Genomic DNA, 19,838 nt, shown 5'->3' on the forward strand with positions numbered 1-19,838 from the left:
TCCGCGCGCAAGGAAATTTCATTCCGGGGTAATTATAGAACATTCGTCGCCATCGTGGCGCAATCTAATCCTGCTCATATCAAATGAAACAGGCGGATGTAAACCGCTTAACGCTCGGTCAACGCACCCAGAAAGCGCGTGTGAACAGGATATACACCGTCACCAGCTCCAGACGTCCGACCAGCATCAGGAATGAAAGCACCCACAGCGCCGGATCGTGAATGGTGGAAAAGTTGCCGACGGGACCGATCGTGTCGCCGAAACCGGGTCCGACATTGGAAAGCGCCGTCAGCGCCCCGGTGAAGGCCGAGACGAAATCGAGGCCCAACGAGGCGAGCAGCACCGCGCCGATGACGAGCGACGCACAATAGAGGAACAGGTAGAGCAGCACGTTCTGCGCGATATCGCCGGAAATCTCCGAGGTGCCGTAGCGGATCTTGATGACCGCATGCGGCATGATGAGCCGGGCGAGATTGGCCTGTGTCAGGCTCCACAGGATGATGAGGCGGTTCATCTTGATGCCGCCGGAGGTGGAACCGGCACAACCGCCGAGGAACGAAGCGAGAAAGAAAATTCCGATCGCAGGCGGTCCCCAGAGCGAATAATCTTCGGTGGCATAGCCTGTCGTGGTCATGACGACACGAAGTGGAACGAAGCGGAAATCAGCGCATCGCCGAACGGCACATCGGAGCCGAGCCGCAGCACCACCGCAAGCGCAAAGCTGAAACCGATGGCGATTGCGAAGAACAGTTTTACCTGCGGATCGGCGAGCGATTCCATGCGGCGCGGCATGAAGGCCTTGATGTAAAGCACGAAGGGGAGGGCCGAGAGCGCCATGAAGATGGTGGAGACGACCAGCAGCAGCCGGTTTCCCTCATAGAAACCGATCGAGCTGTCATGCGTGGAAAAACCTGCTGTCGCCACGGTCGTCAGGCCATGATTGATGGCGTCGAAAACGGTCATGCCGACTGCGAAATAGGCGATGATGCAGGCCGCAGTCAGGCTGAGATAGGCGAGTATGATGCCGAGCGCTATCTGGTTCATGCGGGGGAGAATTTTTTCCGACTTGTCGGAATTCTCCATATGAAAGAGCGCAAGTCCGCCCGCCCGCAGCGAGGGCAGCAACAGAAGGGCGAGGCCGATAAAGCCGACGCCTCCGATCCAGCAGAGGATCGAGCGCCACAGGAGAATGCCGCGCTGCATGTTGTCGAGGCCGGTGAGCGCCGTCGCGCCCGTGGACGTGACGCCCGACATGGCCTCGAAGAAGGCGGTGGCGTAGCTGATCGGCAGGTGCGAAAAATAAAGGGGGATCGAGCCGAGGAAGCTTGCGGTGAGCCAGAGGCTGGCCGTCAGCAGAAAACCGAGGCGCGGCGTGAAGCGCATGGTCTGGTTCTGGGTGGCCAGCAGAAACAGCGCAGACAATGCGCCTGTAGCCGCAGCCGAGCGGACGAAGATCAGCCAGTCGTCGCTTCCGTCGCGCAGGTCGATCGCCGCAGGCAGAAGCATGGCCGCCGCCATGATGAGGCCGAAACGCGCGCAGATATTGGCGACTGTCTTGTAAATGGCGGCCGGCTCCGGGTTTGGGCGAATTATTCCTATATCAAGCTTGTTTAGCGTGAGATCGATCCACCCGCAACGTGCTGGCGTGAAAGGGTTTGCTCAAAAGGTCACAAGCTGTGGCTAAAGCTCGGCAAATCCCTGTGGAAGCTTGCAAACATCCGGGGGCAGACCTACCTTGGCCATAATATCGGGGCATTGGCCGGACAGGATTGCGGAAGCGATTCTGGTGGGCCGGAAACCCACCGCTTTAAATCGATTTTAAAGTGCGCCCAAAAATGTGGAACAGTTTGGGTGCGCGTGAAAACCAACATGAGGAGCGCCGGTCCCGCTTGAAGGCCGCAGCGCTCCGGGACCGGAGAGAACTTCATGTCACAGCGTCATGCGCCAGTCATTGTAATCGGCTCGGGTCCTGCTGGTTATACTGCGGCGATTTATGCCGCCCGCGCCATGCTGAAGCCAATCGTGATTGCCGGGCTGCAGCAGGGCGGTCAGCTGATGATCACCACCGACGTGGAAAACTATCCGGGCTATGCCGATCCGGTGCAGGGACCATGGATGATGGACCAGATGGCGACGCAGGCGCAGAATGTCGGCGCGGAGATCGTCCACGACATCATCACCGAGGTCGAAACGACGGTGCGTCCTTTCCGCCTGAAAGGTGATTCCGGCACGGTCTATACCTGCGACGCCCTGATTATTGCGACGGGCGCACAGGCCAAGTGGCTTGGCCTCGACAGCGAGCAGACCTTCATGGGCGGCGGTGTTTCGGCCTGCGCGACCTGCGACGGTTTCTTCTATCGCGGCAAGGATGTGGTCGTCGTCGGCGGCGGCAATACCGCGGTCGAGGAAGCGCTTTACCTTTCGCATATCGCCAAGAGCGTGACGGTCGTGCATCGCCGCGACGGGTTCCGGGCGGAGAAGATCATGCAGGACCGGCTGCTTTCGCGCCAGAACGTCTCGGTCGTCTGGAACAGCGTGATCGACGAAATCCTCGGCACGGAGGCAAAGCCGCCCATGGGCGCGACCGTGACCGGCGTGCGCCTCAAGAATGTCGTGACCGGCGAAACGCAGGAACTCGATACGCATGGCGTTTTTGTCGCCATCGGCCACGCACCGGCGGTTTCTTTGTTCGAGGGCAAACTCAAGCAGAAGCCGAACGGCTATCTATGGACCGCGCCCGATTCGATGGCTACCGACGTTCCGGGCATTTTCGCTGCGGGCGACGTCACCGACGATATCTATCGTCAGGCCGTGACAGCCGCCGGCATGGGTTGCATGGCAGCTCTTGAAGCCGAGCGCTGGCTCGCCGCACAGGAACCGCTGCACGAAGCGGCGGAATAGGGCTTTCCACGCCAAAAGCGGGAGGCGGTCTTGCCTAAGCTGAATGCGGTCAAAACAATGAGAGGGGATAATCGTGGTCGCTCCGCTCGACTGGGATAAACTGCGCATTTTTCATGCTGCGGCTGAAGCGGGGTCGTTCACCCACGCAGCCCAGACATTGCATCTGTCGCAATCGGCTATTTCGCGTCAGGTCAGCGCGCTTGAGCAGGATGTCGGCGTCCCGCTGTTTCATCGTCATGCGCGCGGTCTGATCCTGACCGAGCAGGGCGAAACGCTCTATCGCACGGCGCATGACGTGCTGATGAAGCTCGAAAACGTTCGCTCGAAGCTTGCCGAGAGCAAGGAAAAGCCGACAGGCCGCCTGCGCGTCACGACGACCGTTGGTCTTGGTTCCGGCTGGCTGATCGAGCGCATTCAGGAATTTGTCGAGCTTTACCCCGATATCCAGCTCCAGCTGATCCTCGACAATGAGGAACTGGACCTGACGATGCGTCATGCGGATTGCGCCATCCGGTTGCGGCAGCCGCAGCAGCCCGACCTGATCCAGCGTCGGCTGTTCACGGTGCATATGCATGTCTATGCGTCGGCGGGCTATGTCTCGAAATATGGCAAGCTCAACTCCATAGACGAGATCGACCAGCACCGCGTCGTGACCTTCGGTGAACCGGCGCCGAGCTATCTGACGGGCCTCAACTGGCTGGAGATCGCCGGACGCACTGACGGCAGCTCCCGCATCCCGGCATTGCAGGTCAACAATCTGCTGTCGATTCGCCGCGCCGTGCAGCGGGGCGTCGGCATCGCTGTCCTGCCCGACTATATGGCGGACAAGGAATCCGGCCTGGTGCAGCTTCTGCCCGAACTGGAAGAAATACCGTCCTTCGATACGTTCTTCTGCTATCCGGAAGCCTTGAAGAACTCCGCGAAACTGCACGCCTTCCGCGACTTCCTGTTCTCGAAGGCCCGCAACTGGACCTATTGATTGCAGCTTGTGATTCAAAAAAGGCCGCGCTGGCAATCAGCGCGGCCTTTTGTTTTTTGGTGATGGCCGATTACTTGCGCGGCAGCAGGCGCTGGACTTCCTTTGAGGCGTCGGCAAGGGCGTCTTCCGGGGGGGCGGACTGTTCGACGACGCGAGAAAGATTGTCCACGATGGTCTGCGTCACCTTCACGCCGTTGGAACCGGGGAATGCATACCACGGGATCATCAGCGACATCTGGCTCAGACCAGCCTTGAAGAGCGGATTTTCCTCATAGAACTTGCCGAGATATTCGTCGGACTTCGCGGCCAGCTCGTTGTTCGGCACGTAGCCGGTGCCGGGAACGACGACGGACGCGCCATAGGGCCCGGCGGCAAACTTGGCGAATTTCCACGCCGCATCCTGCTTGCCCTGATCTTCGGTCAGGATGACGACCGCATTGCCGCCGGTTGGCAGGCGACCCTTTTCGGCGTTGATGAGCGGGATCTTCGCCGTGCGAAGATCGAACTTGTCGCCGACATTCTTGATCGTGTTGCGCAGCGCGCCGGTGGTCTGGAACGAGAAGCCGACCTTGCCAGCCGCGAAAGCCTGCTCGCCCGCCGCCTTTGTCAGAACCGGCATGCCGCCTTCCTTCACCATGCGGTCGATGAGCTTGAAGGCTTCGAGCCCCTCCGGTCCGTTGAAGGCGACCTTCTTCTCGTCTTCGGTCAGCATGGTGCCGCCCGCGCCGAACAGCAGCGCGGAGAACATCCAGTCGTCGCCCTGCCAGCGGAAATCGATGCCCTCATTACCGTTGCCGAGCGCCTTGATCTTGCCGCCCAGTTCAATCACTTCGTCCCAGGTGGTGGGGGGATTGTCGGGATTGCCGCCTGCCGCCTTCAGAAGATCGGCATTGTAATACATGATCGGATTGGAGGTTGCGAAAGCAAGACCGACCTGACGGTCGCCGACGCGGGCGAGGCTCAGCAGGTGATCTGTGAAGCCCTGCGCTTCCATATCAGTTTCTTTTTCGACCAGCGGCTTCATGTCTACGCCGATATTGCGCTCCGCCAGCACGCGCAGGCGGTTCAGACCGGTGAAGGTGATATCCGGCATTTCCGACGTTCCGGCCTGACGCATGATCGTCTGGATGCCTTCTTCGTAGGTTGCCGACGGGCTGACGAAGTTGATCTTGATGTCCGGATTTTCTTCCATGAACTTCTTGGAGATGTCGGCCATGACATCCTTGAAGAAACCCGGCATCGGGTAGTGTACGTTCAGCGTCGTGTCGGCAAGGGCGGGCGAGCCGAAGGCCGTTGCCATGGCCAGAGCGGCGAGGGCGCCGGAAAAGCGTTTCATGTTTGAACTCCTGTGGAGGATTGTGGGAAGAATTCAGCCCTTGAGGCCGGTTAGGGTGATGCCTTCGATGAAGCGGCGCTGGGCGGCGAGAAATGCCAGCAGCAGCGGCAGGGTGATGATGAGGGTTGCCGCCATCAGCGCCCCGTAATCGTCGCCCGCTTCCGCAGCGCGGAAATAAAGGAGGCCGAGCGGCGGCGTGGCGCGTTCCATGCCGTTGACGACGATCAGCGGCCAGAACAGGTCGTTCCAGTGGGCGACAACGGAGAAGATCGAGAAGGCCGTAATCGCAGGCCATGCATTGGGCACGATCACCCGCATGACGATGCCGGCTTCCGACATGCCGTCGAGACGAGCGGCGCTGATGAGATCGTCCGGCATGGCGCGGAAGAACTGCAGAAACAGGAATATGCCGAAGACCGAGATGAAGAACGGTGCGCTGAGGGCAAAGTAGCTGTTGAGCACGCCGAGCTGATTGAAGCCGACATAGAAGGGCAGTGCCGTGGCATGGATCGGCACCAGCAGGCCGAGCATGACCATCATCATCATGATGCGCTGGCCGCGGAAGTTGAGCTTTGCCATGGCGTAGGCGCAGGGGATGGCGACCACGACCTGGATGACCAGCACGAGCGCGCAGACAACCACGCCGTTGAACAGCAGAAGCCCCATCGGCACGCGGCTCATCGCCTTGGCGAGATTGTCCCAGAGCGCCCAGTTGTGCGGTATCAGCGACAGCGAGGACGAGAATATGTCCTGCTGCGATTTTGCTGCCGTGGACAGCATGAAGATATAGGGCGCGAGGAAAAGCAGTGCACCCAGCGACAGAAGTCCAAGACGGAAAGAACGAGCCAATGTCATCCGGGTATCCTCAATAATGGGTGCGGCGGTCCAGCACGCGGAATTGCAGCATCATCAGGATCACGAGGACCGCGAGAAAGATCACCGTCATGGCGGAGGCATAGCCGACGCGCAGATAGACGAAACCTTCCTGATAGATGGTCCAGAGCAGGACTTCCGAAGCCTTGTTCGGGCCGCCTTCGGTCAGCGTCTTGACCGTCTCGAAGACCTTCACGGCGTTGATGATGCTGATCGTCGTGACGAAAAGCGTGGTGGGGCCGAGCAGGGGCCATGTGACCAGCCGGAAGCGCTCCCAGCCGTTTTTCACGCCGTCCACTTCGGCCGCCGAATAGAGTTCTCGCGGGATGGCGGTGAGACCGGCCAGAAACAGCACCATGTTGAAGCCGACGCTTTGCCAGATGCCGATAAGCGCGAGGCTGAACAGAACCGTATCGCTGGAACCGAGCCAGTTGGGACCGGCAATGCCGATCATGCCCAGCATGGCGTTGACGGGGCCGAGCGTCGGGTGCAGCAGATACTGCCAGACGGTTGCCATGGCGACGAGCAGCGAGGCGACCGGCAGGAAATAGACGGTGCGGAAGAAGGATTTGCCGCGAACTTCGCCTTCGATGAGGAGCGCCACGCCGAGGCCGAGGAAAACGGAAGCGGGTGCCACGATGGCGGTATAGATGGCAGTGTTCTTCAGCGAGATCAGAAATGTCCGGTCGCTGAACAGTTCGGCGTAGTTTTCCAGCCCGATGAATTCGAAACCGTCATAACCAAGCTCGAAATTGGTAAGGCTCCAGAAGATGACGGCGGCAGTCGGCAGGAGAATGAGCAGCACCGTCAAGATGATCGCCGGAGCCGCAAGTTTCCAGGCAAGCCGTTCTTCACGGCGGCGGGCTTCCTCAGCCGCCGTCCGTGCGCTGGTGGCCGCGGGAGCGGAGATCGCGACATCAGACATGGGCCGCAGCCTTTTCCGGCGATGCCGTCTTGACGATATTTCCGGCGGGTTGGCGCAGGCGCAGGCCATCTTCCCCGAAGAGATAGGCGTGGCTGGCATCGAAATGCAGGCCGACCGGGAGGCCAACGACGATATCGCGGGCTTCTTCGGGCGCAAGCTTCACGGTGAGGTCCTGCGGGGAGCCGGGAGCCTTGAGGTAGACGAGCACTTCCGAGCCGAGAAACTCGATCCGCGAGACCGTGCCGGCAATGCCCGTCTTGTCGTGCGGCTTGAGCTGGAAATGTTCGGGACGAATGCCGATGCGGATAGTGGTGCCGGAATGGGCGGCGACATCCTGCAGGATGGCGCGACCGGCAAAATGCACCATGCCGTTATCGCTGACCAAGGCTTCCAGAATATTGATGCGCGGCGTGCCGATGAATTGCGCGACCTCGATATGGCGGGGATCGTTATAGATCGCGGTCGGCGTGTCGATCTGCAGCAGCTTGCCGCCCATCATCACCGCAACGCGGTCGGCCATGCTGAGCGCTTCGGCCTGATCGTGGGTCACATAGATGGTGGGAACACCGGCGCGGCGATGCAGTTCGACGATTTCGGCCCGGGTGTGGACGCGCAGATTGGCGTCGAGGTTCGACAGCGGCTCATCCATCAGGAATGCGCCCGGCTGGCGCACGAGCGCCCGGGCAAGGGCGACGCGCTGGCGCTGGCCGCCCGACATCTGGCCCGGCTTGCGGTCGAGCAGATGGTCGATCCTGAGGCTGGTCGCGGTTGCCTTGACCTGTTTCTGGATGGCGGCGCGTTTGCGCCGCTGGCCGGGCAGGAAGCTGCCTACCATCGGCAGGCGTTCCACGGCGGTCAGGTCACGCATGGCAAGCGGCACCGCAATGTTCTGTGCCGCCGTCAGATGGGGATAGAGCGCATAGGACTGGAAAACCATGGCGATGTTCCGGTCGGCGGGATGCGCGCCGGTTATGTTGCGTCCCGCAAGCTCGACGCTTCCCTCATCCGCATGGTCGAGACCGGCGAGAATGCGCAAAAGCGTGCTCTTGCCGCAACCCGAAGGGCCGACAAGGGCGATGAATTCGCCTTCTGCCGCTTCGATGGAAATACCATCGACAATGCGATTGCCTCCGTAGGATTTGCCGATGTCGCGAAGGACGAGCGTGCTCACTGGCTTGCCTCCTCGGTGACCTTCTCGCCGTCGCCCGTGTGGTGCGGATAGACTTCGTGCACCACATCGTCGATGACATAGGGGGTCAGCTCGTCGATGCGGACAATGCTGCTCGTGGCGACTTCATCGAGGTCGTGAATTGCAGCGCCGAGTATGCGCTCGCCGGGCAGGTCGCGCTCCATCGGGCCGACGATGAAGGCGGCGGCAGGCGCCCAGACATAGTTCGTGCCGAAGGCGTCGCCCGACCAGGCGCGGTGCAGGTGGCCGCTGGCGTGAAGCTGCACATTGTACTGCGCGAAGAGATCATAGAGGCGCTGGCGCGGGGCAGGGCGGATGCCCCAATAACCGCTGTCGCCCTCATCCGGATCGTCTACAAAGAGCGGCTTGTGGGCGAAGACGGCGACCGGCTTGCCGTCGCTGTTCTTCAATTCGTCCTCGAGCCACTGGAACTGTTCGGCTTCTTCGGCTTCACCGGAACCGATGACGAGGCTGTTGAGGCCGATAATGCGCCAGTTTCCGAAATTTTCCGCCCAGCGGTCCGGGCCGATATGTCGGCGCCAGCGCATCAGGCGCTGCGCATTGACGGGCTGGTGGCTTTCGGGAAGATGACCGATGTCGTGATTGCCCGGAAGGGTGAGGACACGCGCGGGAAGTTCGTTGAGGCAGGCGCGGCAGAACAGAAGGTCGGCCTCCACGTCAGCACCATCGACCGTCAGGTCGCCGGTGTGGATGATGAGATCGGGCTTCTGCTGGTCGATCCAGGCAACGAGCGGTTCCCAGTTGCGGTTGAAGTGCGGCTTGATGGGGCTGAGGTGAGTGTCTGTAATCTGAACGATCCGCACGGGTACGCTCCTTCTGGGGTCTGTCTGTGGGGGCAGCGCTTTTTCACGCGCCGCACATGCGCCAGGCGCGTCATGCGCGGCGTCTTGCCGGGGCTTTTAGGCTCGTTATGTGACAGGCCCGCTGCATTGCAGTGACAGTTGCGTGACATCTGCTTCGGGCGACTCAAAAAGGGTGATTTGCCAAATTTGCGGGCATTGCCATGTCGCCGATGCCCATGCTTTAGGCGGTTGATTTGCCCATTATAATATTACGAAGTAATTCTGTTCGGATTAACCAGATGATTTCAAAGGATTTTCTTGCCTGGTCAAGACATGCGTAAAACGCATAGCTGCATTGCGCTAAAGTCTCATTGCAAAAACAATGGGCAACAGGCATATAAAGGTCATCTCAGCGCTGCGTTTCCTCCTCCCATTTGCGCGGGCTGAGTGTTCCCCTCTGGAGGTTTGCCTCGAAGGCACCTTCAAAACTCAAAGCCAGACATTTGTCTGGCTTTTTTTTTGGCTTTTCGCCGGGCCGGGTGACGCATTGCAACGATAGCCAGATGTTTTTCGCGCTCAACTGTCGCTTTCGACAGGTCCGGGAAGCCGGGCGCGCCGCCACGGCATGTCTCAAATTGCGGATATGAAAAAGGGGCCTTTCGGCCCCTTGGTATGCTTTGCTCTGACTGTTTGTTCTGTCGCATTATCCTACGCAAAACCGCTACGCACTTTTGCTGGAAATGCTCTAGCGCAGGCTGGCGCAGAAGCGCTGGATGCGGGTGCAGGCTTCTTCAAGCAGCGCATCCGACGTCGCATAGGAAATGCGGAAGTTCGGTCCGAGGCCGAATGCCGAACCGTGCACGACGGCGACGCCTTCGGCTTCCAGCAATTCGGTGACGAAATCTTCGTCGGTCTCGATGACCTTGCCAGCTTCCGTCTTCTTGCCGATCAGGTCAGCGCAGGACGGATAGACGTAGAACGCACCTTCAGGTGTAGGGCACTTGATGCCCTTGGCCTGGTTGAGCATCGAGACGACCAGATCGCGGCGGGCCTGGAAGATCTTCTTGTTTTCCGGGATGAAGTCCTGGGTGCCGTTGAGGGCCTCGACTGCGGCCCACTGTGCGATAGAGCAGGCGCCGGAGGTCTGCTGGCCCTGAACCATGTCCATGGCCTTGATGAGCTGCAGCGGTCCGGCTGCGTAGCCGATGCGCCAGCCGGTCATGGCATAGGCCTTCGACACGCCGTTCATGGTGAGCGTGCGGTCGTAGAGCGAAGGCTCGACCTGAGCAGGCGTGGTGAAGACGAAATCGCCATAGACCAGATGCTCATACATGTCGTCGGTCAGAATCCAGACATGCGGATGACGAACCAGAACCTCGGTCAGGGACTTCAGTTCTGCTTCCGTATAAGCCGCGCCGGTCGGGTTCGACGGCGAGTTGAAGATGAGCCACTTGGTCTTCGGCGTGATCGCCTTTTCCAGATCGGCTGCGGTCAGCTTGAAATTGTCTTCGATCTTCGTGTTGATGAAAACCGGGTTGCCGCCGTTGATCGCCACCATTTCAGGATAGCTGACCCAGTAGGGGGCAGGGATGATGACTTCATCGCCGGGGTTCAGCGTCGCCATGAAGGCGTTGAACAGGATCTGCTTGCCACCGGTGCCGACGATCGTCTGTTCCGGCTTGTAGTCGAGGCCGTTTTCGCGCTTGAACTTGGCAACGATGGCCTGACGCAGCTCGGGGATACCGGCTACAGGCGTGTACTTTGTTTCGCCGCGATTGATGGCGTCGATAGCCGCCTGCTTGATATTTTCCGGCGTGTCGAAGTCGGGCTCGCCCGCACCGAGACCAATCACGTCCTTGCCCTTGGCTTTCAGTTCACGTGCTTTCTGGCTGACCGCGATGGTCGCAGAAGGCTTAACACGGGAAAGGGCGTCGGCGAGAAATGCCATGATAGATCTCCATAAATGGCAGGCTCTGTTAACCGGCACCGGGCGCGGTCCGGTTTTGCGGATTTTCTATGTCCCATCGGCGCGGGAAGCGCAACAGATGGATTGAGAATTCGTCCGCAATTGCCGGATTTCGCGCAAATGTGTTGCCGAAACGAACAGATCCATCAGCAATGCTGACATATTAGCGCAAAGAAACTGATTGGACAGGAAGCTGGCGGGCAGGAATATTGCGGCAAAACAGGAGACGACCATGCTGACGCTTTATGAACACGCCGATTCCGGCAATTGCTACAAGCCTCGCCTGCTTCTGGCGAAGATCGGCAAGCCCTTTCGGCACGTCGCGGTTTCCTCGCTTGATGGATCGACGCGGACGCCGGAATATCTGGCCAGGAACCCGAACGGCAAGGTTCCGCTGCTGGAACTGGAAGACGGTCGTTTCCTCGCGGAATCGAACGCCATTCTCCTGCATCTGGCGGAGGGGACGCCCCTGTTGCCGCAAGACCCCTATGAGCGCGCTCTGGTCTATCAATGGCTGTTCTTCGAGCAATACAGCCATGAGCCTTATATCGCGGTGCGCCGTGCCTTGATGGTCTATCCGCAGCGGTCACGTGATGCGACGCCGGAGCGTCTCGCTTCCACGCTGGCTGGCGGCGAAAAGGCGCTGACCGTGATGGAAACCCAGTTGGAGAAAACGCCGTTCATCGCCGGTCACACTTATACGGTGGCCGATATCGCGCTCTATGCCTATACGCACGAAGCGCATCGGGGCGGTTTCGACATGCAGCGATATCCCGCCGTGCGCGCATGGTTGGAGCGTGTCGCCAGCGACAAGGGCCATGTGCCGCTCGAGTGGCTGCCTTAAGATCCTATCCTGCCATCAGGTCGCGCAGGCTGCGCGTGGCCATCAACTTGTAAGCCGCTATCAGCGCATCGCATTCGCTTTCCGAAACCTCGACGGCGATGCGCATGGTGGATTCGCCGAAATGCATCAGCAGGAACGCGGTTTCGTCCAGTTGAGGCGGCAGCTTGCCGGGGGCGATCCGGCGGATCGTATCGGCCAGCAGCTGGCCGTTCTGCCTGCTCTCAGCAATTTCCAGCTTTGACAGGGACTTGTCTGTCTGCGTGGCCGACCAGATGTCGCGCATTGCCGGTTCCAGCCGCATCAGGCCCAGATATTCATCGATCAATCCATTGAAGGCGACGATCAGCTCTTCTGCCGAATTGGCGGTCGCGAGCCCTTCGGCGATACACTGGCGCGATTGCGCATTGGAGCTTTCAAACAGGTAGCGGATCAGGGCGCTCTTGTCGGGGAAATACTGATAGAGCGCGCCAATGGAAATACCGGCCTGCTGAGCGATCTCACTCATCCTCAGACTGTCGCTGCCTTTGGCGGCGATCAGCGCCGTGGCGCATTCTGCGATGCGACGGATCTTTTCCTGCGCGCGGCTCTGGCTGGGCGTGCGGCGGAGGACAGGGGCGCTGGTGGCCTCTGCTTGCCCGGCGGAATTCTGCTTCATGACCGACTCACATATTTCGCTCTTGACAGAATATGAGGATTACTCACATATTGCAAATATGAGGGTTACTCATATTCTGAGGGCTGGAAGGTGAACAGGTATCGTGCGGATAAAGCTGCCGCCGAAGACAGAGGGAGGACAGTCATGACGACGGGTTTTCAGTTGCTGGTTCTGCTGGCGGCATGGGGCAGCGCCATTACAGGCGGCATTTTCTATGCGTTCTCAAGTTTTGTGATGGCCGCGCTGGCGCGCATTCCGGCGAGCGCGGGCATGATGGCGATGCAGTCAATCAACATCACCGTGCTCAACGGCACGTTCTTCGCCGCCTTTTTCGGCACCGCATTGCTGTGCCTCGCGATTATCGTACTGGGATTGATGGGCTTCGGGGGCCTGTCGACGTGGGCGATGACCGGCGCTGCCGTCTATCTCGTCGGCACTATCGGCGTCACGATGGTTCTCAACGTGCCGCTGAACAACCAGCTTGCCGTGATGGACGTCAATGCCGCTGCGTCCGCCGACGCCTGGCTCGCTTATGTGCGCGACTGGACCTTGTGGAATCACGTCCGCACCATTGCCGCGCTGGTCGCAGCGCTCATTCTTGGCGCAAGCGCGATGGGGCGGGGCTGAACGGAACGGCGGACAAACAAAAAAGGCGGGCCCGAGGACCCGCCTTTTTCGTTATATTCTGACGATCAGGCTGCGACGAGGTTGTCTGCAGACGAACGGCCGGAACGGCGGTCCTGAACGATTTCGTAAGAAACCTTCTGACCTTCGTCGAGCGTGGCAAGGCCAGCGCGCTGAACGGCGGAGATGTGAACGAATACGTCCGTGCCGCCCTGGTCAGGCTGGATGAAGCCGAAGCCCTTGGTCGTGTTGAACCACTTAACTGTTCCCGTAGCCATGGGAATGTCCTTTGTAACATAGTAATTTTTAAGTCCGTATGCTTCGCACACGTGCCCGTGAATCGAATTTATGGACAGGAGATCGTCAGGAAGCACGGCGGGCCGCACGGGTCGCAAAGTCACTCGACCGAAAAATCGATGCGCTAACTATATGCGACAAATTTGACCAATACAAGATAGATAGAATGCGAGCTAGAAACTGATTTTACTGATGCTTTCAGCCATTCCGAGGCCCAGCCGGTTTTGCGCGCTCCTGCGGTCGAGCCAGAACAGCCGAAACAGGATCGGGGCGCCGCCGTCACACGGCGACATTTCGTAGTGATCCCAGGTTTCAGGCATCGGGGTGTTCAATTTCAGGTGGAAGCAATGGCGGCGGTGCAACCCCCTGGAGCCCCTTTCCGGATAGTCGTAATCGACGGTTTCGAGGCGGATCATGCCATCGCTGTGGAGAAGCCCCGTTTCTTCGGCGAATTCGCGATAGGCGGCGGCGAGAATATCTTCTCCCGCGTCGACCGTGCCGCCCGGCACCTGTAGCGGCGTTTCGGGAAAATCCGGTTCTTCAAATACCAGAAGGCGGTCGTTCCAGGTCGCATAAATGAGCACTTTGTCGATGGGCTTGATCGTGACAGCCATGGATTGCTTTCCGGCAGGGGTCGGGGTCCGGCCATCATTGCAGCGAAAGCCTGCCGGTAAAACCCGCATATTGTTGTGAGATGTATCCGCTCTCCTGCGCAAAAAAATTTGCCGATCTCCAATCTTTGACTTCCGCGTGAAGCCGGAATCGCCAGAACCGCTCTATGTATTTGTGGTGACGCATTTCCCAACGCAAAACCGGTTCCCACTTTTGCTGGAAATGCTCTAATGAGTATCTGCAAATTCGAGCGGGCCACGGGTAGCGAGGCAGGAAATGACGTCTGAACCAGACAAGGACAAGACGAAGCAGAGCGCACCCGGGAAGGAGCGCCGCCGCAAGAAGCCCAGACGCAGCGTCACGGAACGCCTGCGCAAAAGTTCCGCCAAGCTGATCGGCGGCACGCCGTCGCGCGATGGGACCGATCTTTTTTCACAGATTTCGATGATGGTCGGGGCTTTTCTGGTCTCGCCGGTGCGCAACACGCTGATTGCGCTCGGGGCCGGGATTTTCGCTCTTGTCGTGCTGATCGCCATCGGACAGGTGGCCATCAATCGCTGGAACGAACCGTTCTACGATGCCCTTGCCCGTCGGGATTTACAGGCTTTCTTCCATCAATTGATGGTGTTCTTCGGGATTGCAGGCGCTCTTCTGCTTCTCAACGTATCGCAGACCTGGCTCAACCAGATGTTCAAGCTCAAGATGCGCGAGGGGCTGGCGCGCGATCTGGTAGGGCAATGGCTGGCGCCGGGCAGGGCCTTCCGCCTCGCCAATGCGGGCGAGATCGGCATCAACCCGGATCAGCGCCTGCATGAAGATGCGCGGCACTTTGCGGAAATGTCGTGCGATCTGGGGATTAACCTGCTCCAGTCGACCGTCATTCTGGTGAGTTTCGTCGGCGTTCTGTGGTCGCTGTCGAGCGGTTTCGTGTTTCATGTCGCGGGCTACAGTTTCTCCATCCCCGGCTACATGGTCTGGGCCGTCATCCTTTATGCGGCTTCCGCCTCCTGGCTCACGTGGATCGTGGGACGCAGCCTGGTGAACATCAACGCCAACCGCTATGCGCGCGAGGCGGATTTCCGTGCATCGCTGATGCGGGTCAATGAACATCTGGACGCCATCACCCTGTCCCGCGGCGAGGGGGATGAGAGACGCCGCCTCGATCTGGACATCGATGCGGTTCTGGGCGCGATCCGCAAGATCGTCTATGCAACCACGCGGCTGACTTGGGTGACGGCAGGTTATGGCTGGCTGACGATCGTGGCGCCGATCCTCGTTGCAGCACCGGTCTATTTCGGTGGCGGGCTCACGTTCGGCGGGCTGATGATGGCGGTCGGCGCATTCACGCAGGTGCATAATGCGCTGCGCTGGTTCGTCGACAATTTCGGTGCGATTGCCGACTGGCGGGCGACGCTGCTTCGCGTCGCGAGTTTTCGTCAGGCGGTGCTGCACATGGATGCGCTTGGCCATCTGGACCGGCAGATCGACCTTGCAACGAATGACGATGACAGGCTGACGCTGGACAATGTTTCCATCGCCGCGCCCGACCAGTGCCTGAAGCTTTCCCGCAAGGCCTTTTCGGTCAAGCCCGGCGAGCGGGTGCTGGTGACTGGCGGGACCGAGACACAGAGAACGCTCCTCTTCCGCGCATTGGGCGGGCTTTGGCCATGGGGCGAGGGGAGGATCGGCATGCCGGCTGGCGACGGCGTGGCCTTCATGCCGCGCGCGCCCTACTTCCCGCCGGGCAATCTCAAAGGCGTCATCGTCTATCCGCTCGATATCAAGAAGTTTTCCGAACAGGATCTGGAGAACGTTCTGCGGCGGGCCGGGCTTGAGCGTCTGGCCACCAGTCTTGACCACGCTGCACGCTGGGATCGCGTCCTGACGGACGATGAGCGCCAGTGTATAGCTTTCGCCCGCCTGATCCTGCAGAAACCGCAGTGGATTGTCATCGATGGCGCGCTCGATGGCCTCGATGCCGAAGCCTACGACCGGATTCGCGACATGCTGAATACCGAGCTGAAAGATGCAGCCGTCATTCATCTTGGCAAGCCGCATCTGCATGACGGGCTTTTTACCCAGCAGATCAGTCTGGAAGACGACCCTTCGGGAAAGCCTCTCGAGGTGCGGGCCGTGAAAACGGCATGAAAAGCCGCCGGTCGCCCGGCGGCTTTTCAACTTTCATGAGTTAGAACGGTTCCGGTTAAAACGGAGTCGTTGAAACTGCTCTAACTATTTGTTTTGTCGCATTTGCCTCACGCAAAACCGCTTCGCACTTTTGCTGGAAATGCTCTATGCGGTCAGCGGAAGTAATCCTGAAGCGGACGAACTTCCAGCGAGCCTGCCTTGAGGGCTGCGATGGCTTCGGCAGCGGCTTCCGCTCCGGCCATCGTCGTATAGTAAGGCAGCTTCTGCATCAGCGTTGCGCGGCGGATCGACTTGGAGTCGGAAACGGCACTTGCGCTGTCCGTCGTGTTGAAGACCAGATGAATCTGGCGATTGCGGATCGCGTCTTCCACATGCGGACGGCCTTCGATGACCTTGTTGATCTTGGTCGATTCGACGCCGTTTGCTTCGAGGAACTTTTGCGTTCCGCCGGTCGCCATGACCTTGAAGCCGATGCTTGCCAGCAGGCGAACGGGGCCGAGCACGCGTTCCTTGTCCTCATCGCGGACCGATACGAAGACCGTGCCTTCACGCGGCAGTTCCACGCCGGCACCAAGCTGTGCCTTTGCGAAGGCCAGAGCATAGTCGTAGTCGAGACCCATGACTTCGCCGGTCGAGCGCATTTCAGGTCCGAGCAGCGTGTCGACGCCGGGGAAGCGAGCAAACGGGAACACGGCTTCCTTGACCGCGATATGCGGACGGGAAGGCGTCTTCGGCTTGCCGCCATAGGCGCCGAGTGCTGCCTCGAGGCTTTCACCAGCCATGATGCGGGCTGCGACCTTGGCAATCGGCGTGCCGACCGTCTTGGCGACGAAGGGAACCGTGCGCGATGCACGCGGATTGACTTCGAGAATGAAGATTTCGCCGTCCTTGATGGCGAACTGCACATTCATCAGCCCGCCCACATGAAGCGCCTTGGCAAGCGCTGCCGTCTGGCGTTCCAGTTCGGCGACGATTTCAGCCGAAAGCGTGTGCACCGGCAGCGAGCAGGCGCTGTCGCCCGAGTGGATGCCGGCTTCCTCGATATGCTCCATGATGCCGGCGACAAAGCTGTCCTTGCCGTCGCAGAGGCAATCGACGTCTACTTCGATGGCTTCGGTCAGATAGGTGTCGAACAGGAGCGGGTTCTTGCCGAGCAACGTGTTGATCTGGCCGGTCTTGTCGTTCGGGTACTTGGCCTTGATGTCTTCGGGCACCAGTTCCGGCACAGTATCGAGCAGATAGTTCTGCAACGAACGCTCATCATGGATGATCTGCATGGCGCGGCCACCCAGAACATAGGACGGGCGCACGACAAGCGGGAAGCCGAGATCGGCGGCGACGAGGCGGGCCTGTTCGACCGAATAGGCGATGCCGTTCTTCGGCTGATTGAGATCGAGCTTGATCAGCAGCTTCTGGAAGCGGTCGCGGTCTTCGGCAAGGTCGATGGCGTCCGGCGAGGTGCCGAGGATCGGAATGCCTGCCTTTTCAAGCGCATTGGCGAGTTTCAGCGGGGTCTGACCGCCAAACTGAACGATGACGCCGTGGAGCGTGCCCTTTTCCTGCTCGACGCGCAGGATTTCCAGCACGTCTTCCGCGGTCAGCGGTTCGAAATAGAGACGGTCCGAGGTGTCGTAGTCGGTCGAAACCGTTTCCGGGTTGCAGTTGACCATGATGGCTTCGTAATCGGCATCGCCGAGCGCGAAGGCTGCATGGCAGCAGCAATAATCGAACTCGATGCCCTGACCGATACGGTTCGGACCGCCGCCGAGAATGACGACCTTCTTGCGATCCGACACTTCGGCTTCGCAGCGCGGCTGGCCGACGAAAGGCGTTTCGTAGGTCGAGTACATATAGGCGGTCGGCGAGGCGAATTCGGCGGCGCAGGTGTCGATGCGCTTGTAGACCGGATGCACGTCGAGATCGGCGCGCAGCTTGGCCACGTCTTCGGCGTCCTTGCCGGTCAGGCTTGCAAGGCGCGCATCGGAGAAGCCCATGGCCTTCAGCATGCGCAGGTTTTCAGCGTCCTGCGGCAGGCCATGCTCGCGAATGCGCTCTTCGGTCTTTACGATGGCTTCGATCTGTTCGAGGAACCATGGATCGATCTTCGATGCGTCATGCACCTGTTCGGTGGTGAGGCCAAGGCGCATTGCCTGCGCCACCATGCGCAGACGATCCGGCGTCGGCGTGCCGATAGCGGCGCGGATGGCGTTCTTTTCGTCGCCTTCCTCGATATTGGGAATGGCGATTTCATCGAGACCCGTCAGGCCGGTTTCGAGGCCGCGCAGTGCCTTCTGCAAGCTTTCCTGGAAGGTACGGCCAATGGCCATCACTTCACCGACCGACTTCATGGCGGTGGTCAGGATCGGCGAGGAACCGGGGAATTTCTCGAAGGCGAAACGCGGGATCTTGGTAACGACATAGTCGATCGACGGCTCGAAGGAGGCTGGCGTTGCACCGCCGGTAATGTCGTTGTCGAGTTCATCGAGCGTGTAGCCGACGGCAAGCTTGGCTGCGACCTTGGCGATCGGGAAGCCGGTTGCCTTGGAAGCCAGCGCCGAAGAACGCGACACGCGCGGGTTCATTTCGATGACGATCATGCGGCCATTGGCCGGATTGATCGCGAACTGGACGTTGGAGCCGCCGGTTTCGACGCCGATCTCGCGCAGCACCGCAATCGAGGCGTTGCGCATGATCTGGTATTCCTTGTCGGTCAAGGTCAGCGCAGGCGCAACCGTGATCGAGTCGCCCGTGTGGACGCCCATCGGATCGAGGTTTTCAATCGAGCAGATGATGATGCAGTTATCCGCCTTGTCGCGGACGACTTCCATTTCATATTCTTTCCAGCCCAGAACCGACTCTTCGATCAGAACTTCGGTCGTCGGCGAGGCATCCAGGCCGCGTTCGATGATTTCAAAGAATTCCTGGCGGTTATAGGCAATGCCGCCGCCGGTGCCGCCGAGCGTGAAGCTCGGGCGGATGATGGCGGGAAGGCCGACCACGTCGAGTGCCTGCGCTGCCTTTGCAAGCGCATGGCTCATATAGCGCTGCTTGCGTTCCACTTCGCCGAGCTGCCATTCGGTTTCCAGCTTGTCGAGCGCCTTGTCGAGATCGTCGCCGGAGAACTGCGCCTTCACTTCGGCGCGCTTGGCTTCGTGGCGCTTGCGGTCCTCGTCCTTGATTTCGGTCGCGTTGGCGAGCATCGAGCCCGGCGTGTCGAGGCCGATCTTCTGCATCGCCTCGCGGAAGAGCGCGCGATCTTCCGCCTTGTCGATGGCTTCCGCATTGGCGCCGATCATCTCAACGTTATAACGTTCAAGAACACCCATGCGGCGCAGCGACAATGCGGTGTTGAGCGCGGTCTGGCCGCCCATGGTGGGCAGGATCGCGTCCGGGCGTTCCTTGGCGATGATCTTGGCCACGACTTCCGGCGTGATCGGCTCGATATAGGTCGCATCGGCCAGATCGGGATCGGTCATGATCGTGGCGGGGTTGGAGTTGACGAGGATGATGCGGTAGCCTTCCTCTTTCAACGCCTTGCAGGCCTGCGTGCCGGAATAGTCGAACTCGCAAGCCTGGCCGATGACAATGGGGCCCGCGCCGATAATCAGGATCGATTTGATATCTGTACGTTTCGGCATGAGCTCATCCTATCTTCTTCGCGCGCATGATCTTGTCCCGAAACCGGT

The 19,838-nt window shown here is 59.8% G+C and carries 15 protein-coding genes and 1 pseudogene; 5 read left to right on the forward strand and 11 right to left on the reverse strand.

Features of this window, described 5'->3' with window-relative positions; translation table 11 throughout:
- Positions 1-118: 118 nt before the first annotated feature.
- Positions 119-1,518, reverse strand: a pseudogene (locus ACS5UA_RS00885) (TrkH family potassium uptake protein).
- Between the two features lie 408 nt (positions 1,519-1,926).
- Between ACS5UA_RS00885 and trxB the strand changes: the two are divergent.
- Entirely contained in the window at positions 1,927-2,901 is a 975-nt protein-coding gene (gene trxB / locus ACS5UA_RS00890; RefSeq protein ID WP_443101102.1) for a thioredoxin-disulfide reductase, read from the forward strand.
- A gap of 73 nt (positions 2,902-2,974) precedes the next feature.
- Positions 2,975-3,880, forward strand: coding sequence for a LysR family transcriptional regulator (locus tag ACS5UA_RS00895; protein WP_006467289.1), 906 nt, complete (start codon positions 2,975-2,977; stop codon positions 3,878-3,880).
- Positions 3,881-3,950: 70 nt separating this feature from the next.
- On the opposite strand, the gene ACS5UA_RS00900 is transcribed toward ACS5UA_RS00895, so the two are convergent.
- From ACS5UA_RS00900 to ACS5UA_RS00925, 6 genes are all read right to left on the reverse strand, one after another.
- Positions 3,951-5,216, reverse strand: coding sequence for an ABC transporter substrate-binding protein (locus ACS5UA_RS00900; protein ID WP_021586937.1), 1,266 nt, complete (start codon positions 5,214-5,216; stop codon positions 3,951-3,953).
- Positions 5,217-5,249: 33 nt separating this feature from the next.
- The gene (locus ACS5UA_RS00905; RefSeq protein WP_021586936.1) at positions 5,250-6,071 is read right to left on the reverse strand and encodes a carbohydrate ABC transporter permease; all 822 of its coding nucleotides are present in this window, start codon (positions 6,069-6,071) and stop codon (positions 5,250-5,252) included.
- Positions 6,072-6,081: 10 nt separating this feature from the next.
- Positions 6,082-7,014, reverse strand: coding sequence for a carbohydrate ABC transporter permease (locus ACS5UA_RS00910; protein ID WP_021586935.1), 933 nt, complete (start codon positions 7,012-7,014; stop codon positions 6,082-6,084).
- Positions 7,007-8,185, reverse strand: coding sequence for an ABC transporter ATP-binding protein (locus ACS5UA_RS00915; protein WP_443101103.1), 1,179 nt, complete (start codon positions 8,183-8,185; stop codon positions 7,007-7,009). Before ACS5UA_RS00915 ends, ACS5UA_RS00910 begins: the two co-directional genes overlap by 8 nt.
- Positions 8,182-9,027 carry a metallophosphoesterase family protein gene (locus ACS5UA_RS00920; RefSeq protein WP_006467284.1) on the reverse strand — a complete coding sequence of 282 codons (846 nt, stop codon included), beginning with the start codon at positions 9,025-9,027 and terminating at the stop codon, positions 8,182-8,184. The genes ACS5UA_RS00915 and ACS5UA_RS00920 overlap by 4 nt, the downstream gene beginning before the upstream one ends.
- A gap of 724 nt (positions 9,028-9,751) precedes the next feature.
- Complete coding sequence (locus tag ACS5UA_RS00925; protein ID WP_021586932.1) at positions 9,752-10,954, reverse strand: pyridoxal phosphate-dependent aminotransferase; 1,203 nt, start codon at positions 10,952-10,954, stop codon at positions 9,752-9,754.
- 250 nt (positions 10,955-11,204) lie between these two features.
- Here ACS5UA_RS00925 and ACS5UA_RS00930 point away from each other — a divergent pair, with 250 nt between their 5' ends.
- The gene (locus tag ACS5UA_RS00930) at positions 11,205-11,816 is read left to right on the forward strand and encodes a glutathione S-transferase family protein (protein WP_021586931.1); all 612 of its coding nucleotides are present in this window, start codon (positions 11,205-11,207) and stop codon (positions 11,814-11,816) included.
- A 4-nt stretch (positions 11,817-11,820) separates the two neighbouring features.
- Here the strand turns inward: ACS5UA_RS00930 and ACS5UA_RS00935 are convergent, their stop codons facing one another.
- The gene (locus ACS5UA_RS00935; RefSeq protein ID WP_021586930.1) at positions 11,821-12,471 is read right to left on the reverse strand and encodes a TetR/AcrR family transcriptional regulator; all 651 of its coding nucleotides are present in this window, start codon (positions 12,469-12,471) and stop codon (positions 11,821-11,823) included.
- A 144-nt stretch (positions 12,472-12,615) separates the two neighbouring features.
- Here ACS5UA_RS00935 and ACS5UA_RS00940 point away from each other — a divergent pair, with 144 nt between their 5' ends.
- A complete protein-coding gene (locus tag ACS5UA_RS00940; RefSeq protein ID WP_021586929.1) occupies positions 12,616-13,098 on the forward strand; it encodes an anthrone oxygenase family protein in 483 nt (160 codons plus the stop codon).
- Positions 13,099-13,163: 65 nt separating this feature from the next.
- Here ACS5UA_RS00940 and ACS5UA_RS00945 read toward each other — a convergent pair whose 3' ends face one another.
- Positions 13,164-13,373, reverse strand: a complete 210-nt coding sequence (locus ACS5UA_RS00945) for a cold-shock protein (RefSeq protein ID WP_006471898.1) — start codon at positions 13,371-13,373, stop codon at positions 13,164-13,166.
- Between the two features lie 192 nt (positions 13,374-13,565).
- Positions 13,566-14,006 (reverse strand): NUDIX hydrolase, encoded by a 441-nt coding sequence (locus tag ACS5UA_RS00950; protein WP_021586928.1) that lies wholly within the window; start codon positions 14,004-14,006, stop codon positions 13,566-13,568.
- 274 nt (positions 14,007-14,280) lie between these two features.
- Here ACS5UA_RS00950 and ACS5UA_RS00955 point away from each other — a divergent pair, with 274 nt between their 5' ends.
- A complete protein-coding gene (locus tag ACS5UA_RS00955) occupies positions 14,281-16,152 on the forward strand; it encodes an ABC transporter ATP-binding protein/permease (protein WP_021586927.1) in 1,872 nt (623 codons plus the stop codon).
- A gap of 152 nt (positions 16,153-16,304) precedes the next feature.
- Here the strand turns inward: ACS5UA_RS00955 and carB are convergent, their stop codons facing one another.
- A complete protein-coding gene (carB, locus tag ACS5UA_RS00960) occupies positions 16,305-19,790 on the reverse strand; it encodes a carbamoyl-phosphate synthase large subunit (protein WP_021586926.1) in 3,486 nt (1,161 codons plus the stop codon).
- Between the last annotated feature and the right edge of the window lie 48 nt (positions 19,791-19,838).

The organism is Brucella sp. RRSP16 (assembly GCF_052246815.1).
Classification (GTDB): domain Bacteria; phylum Pseudomonadota; class Alphaproteobacteria; order Rhizobiales; family Rhizobiaceae; genus Brucella; species Brucella intermedia.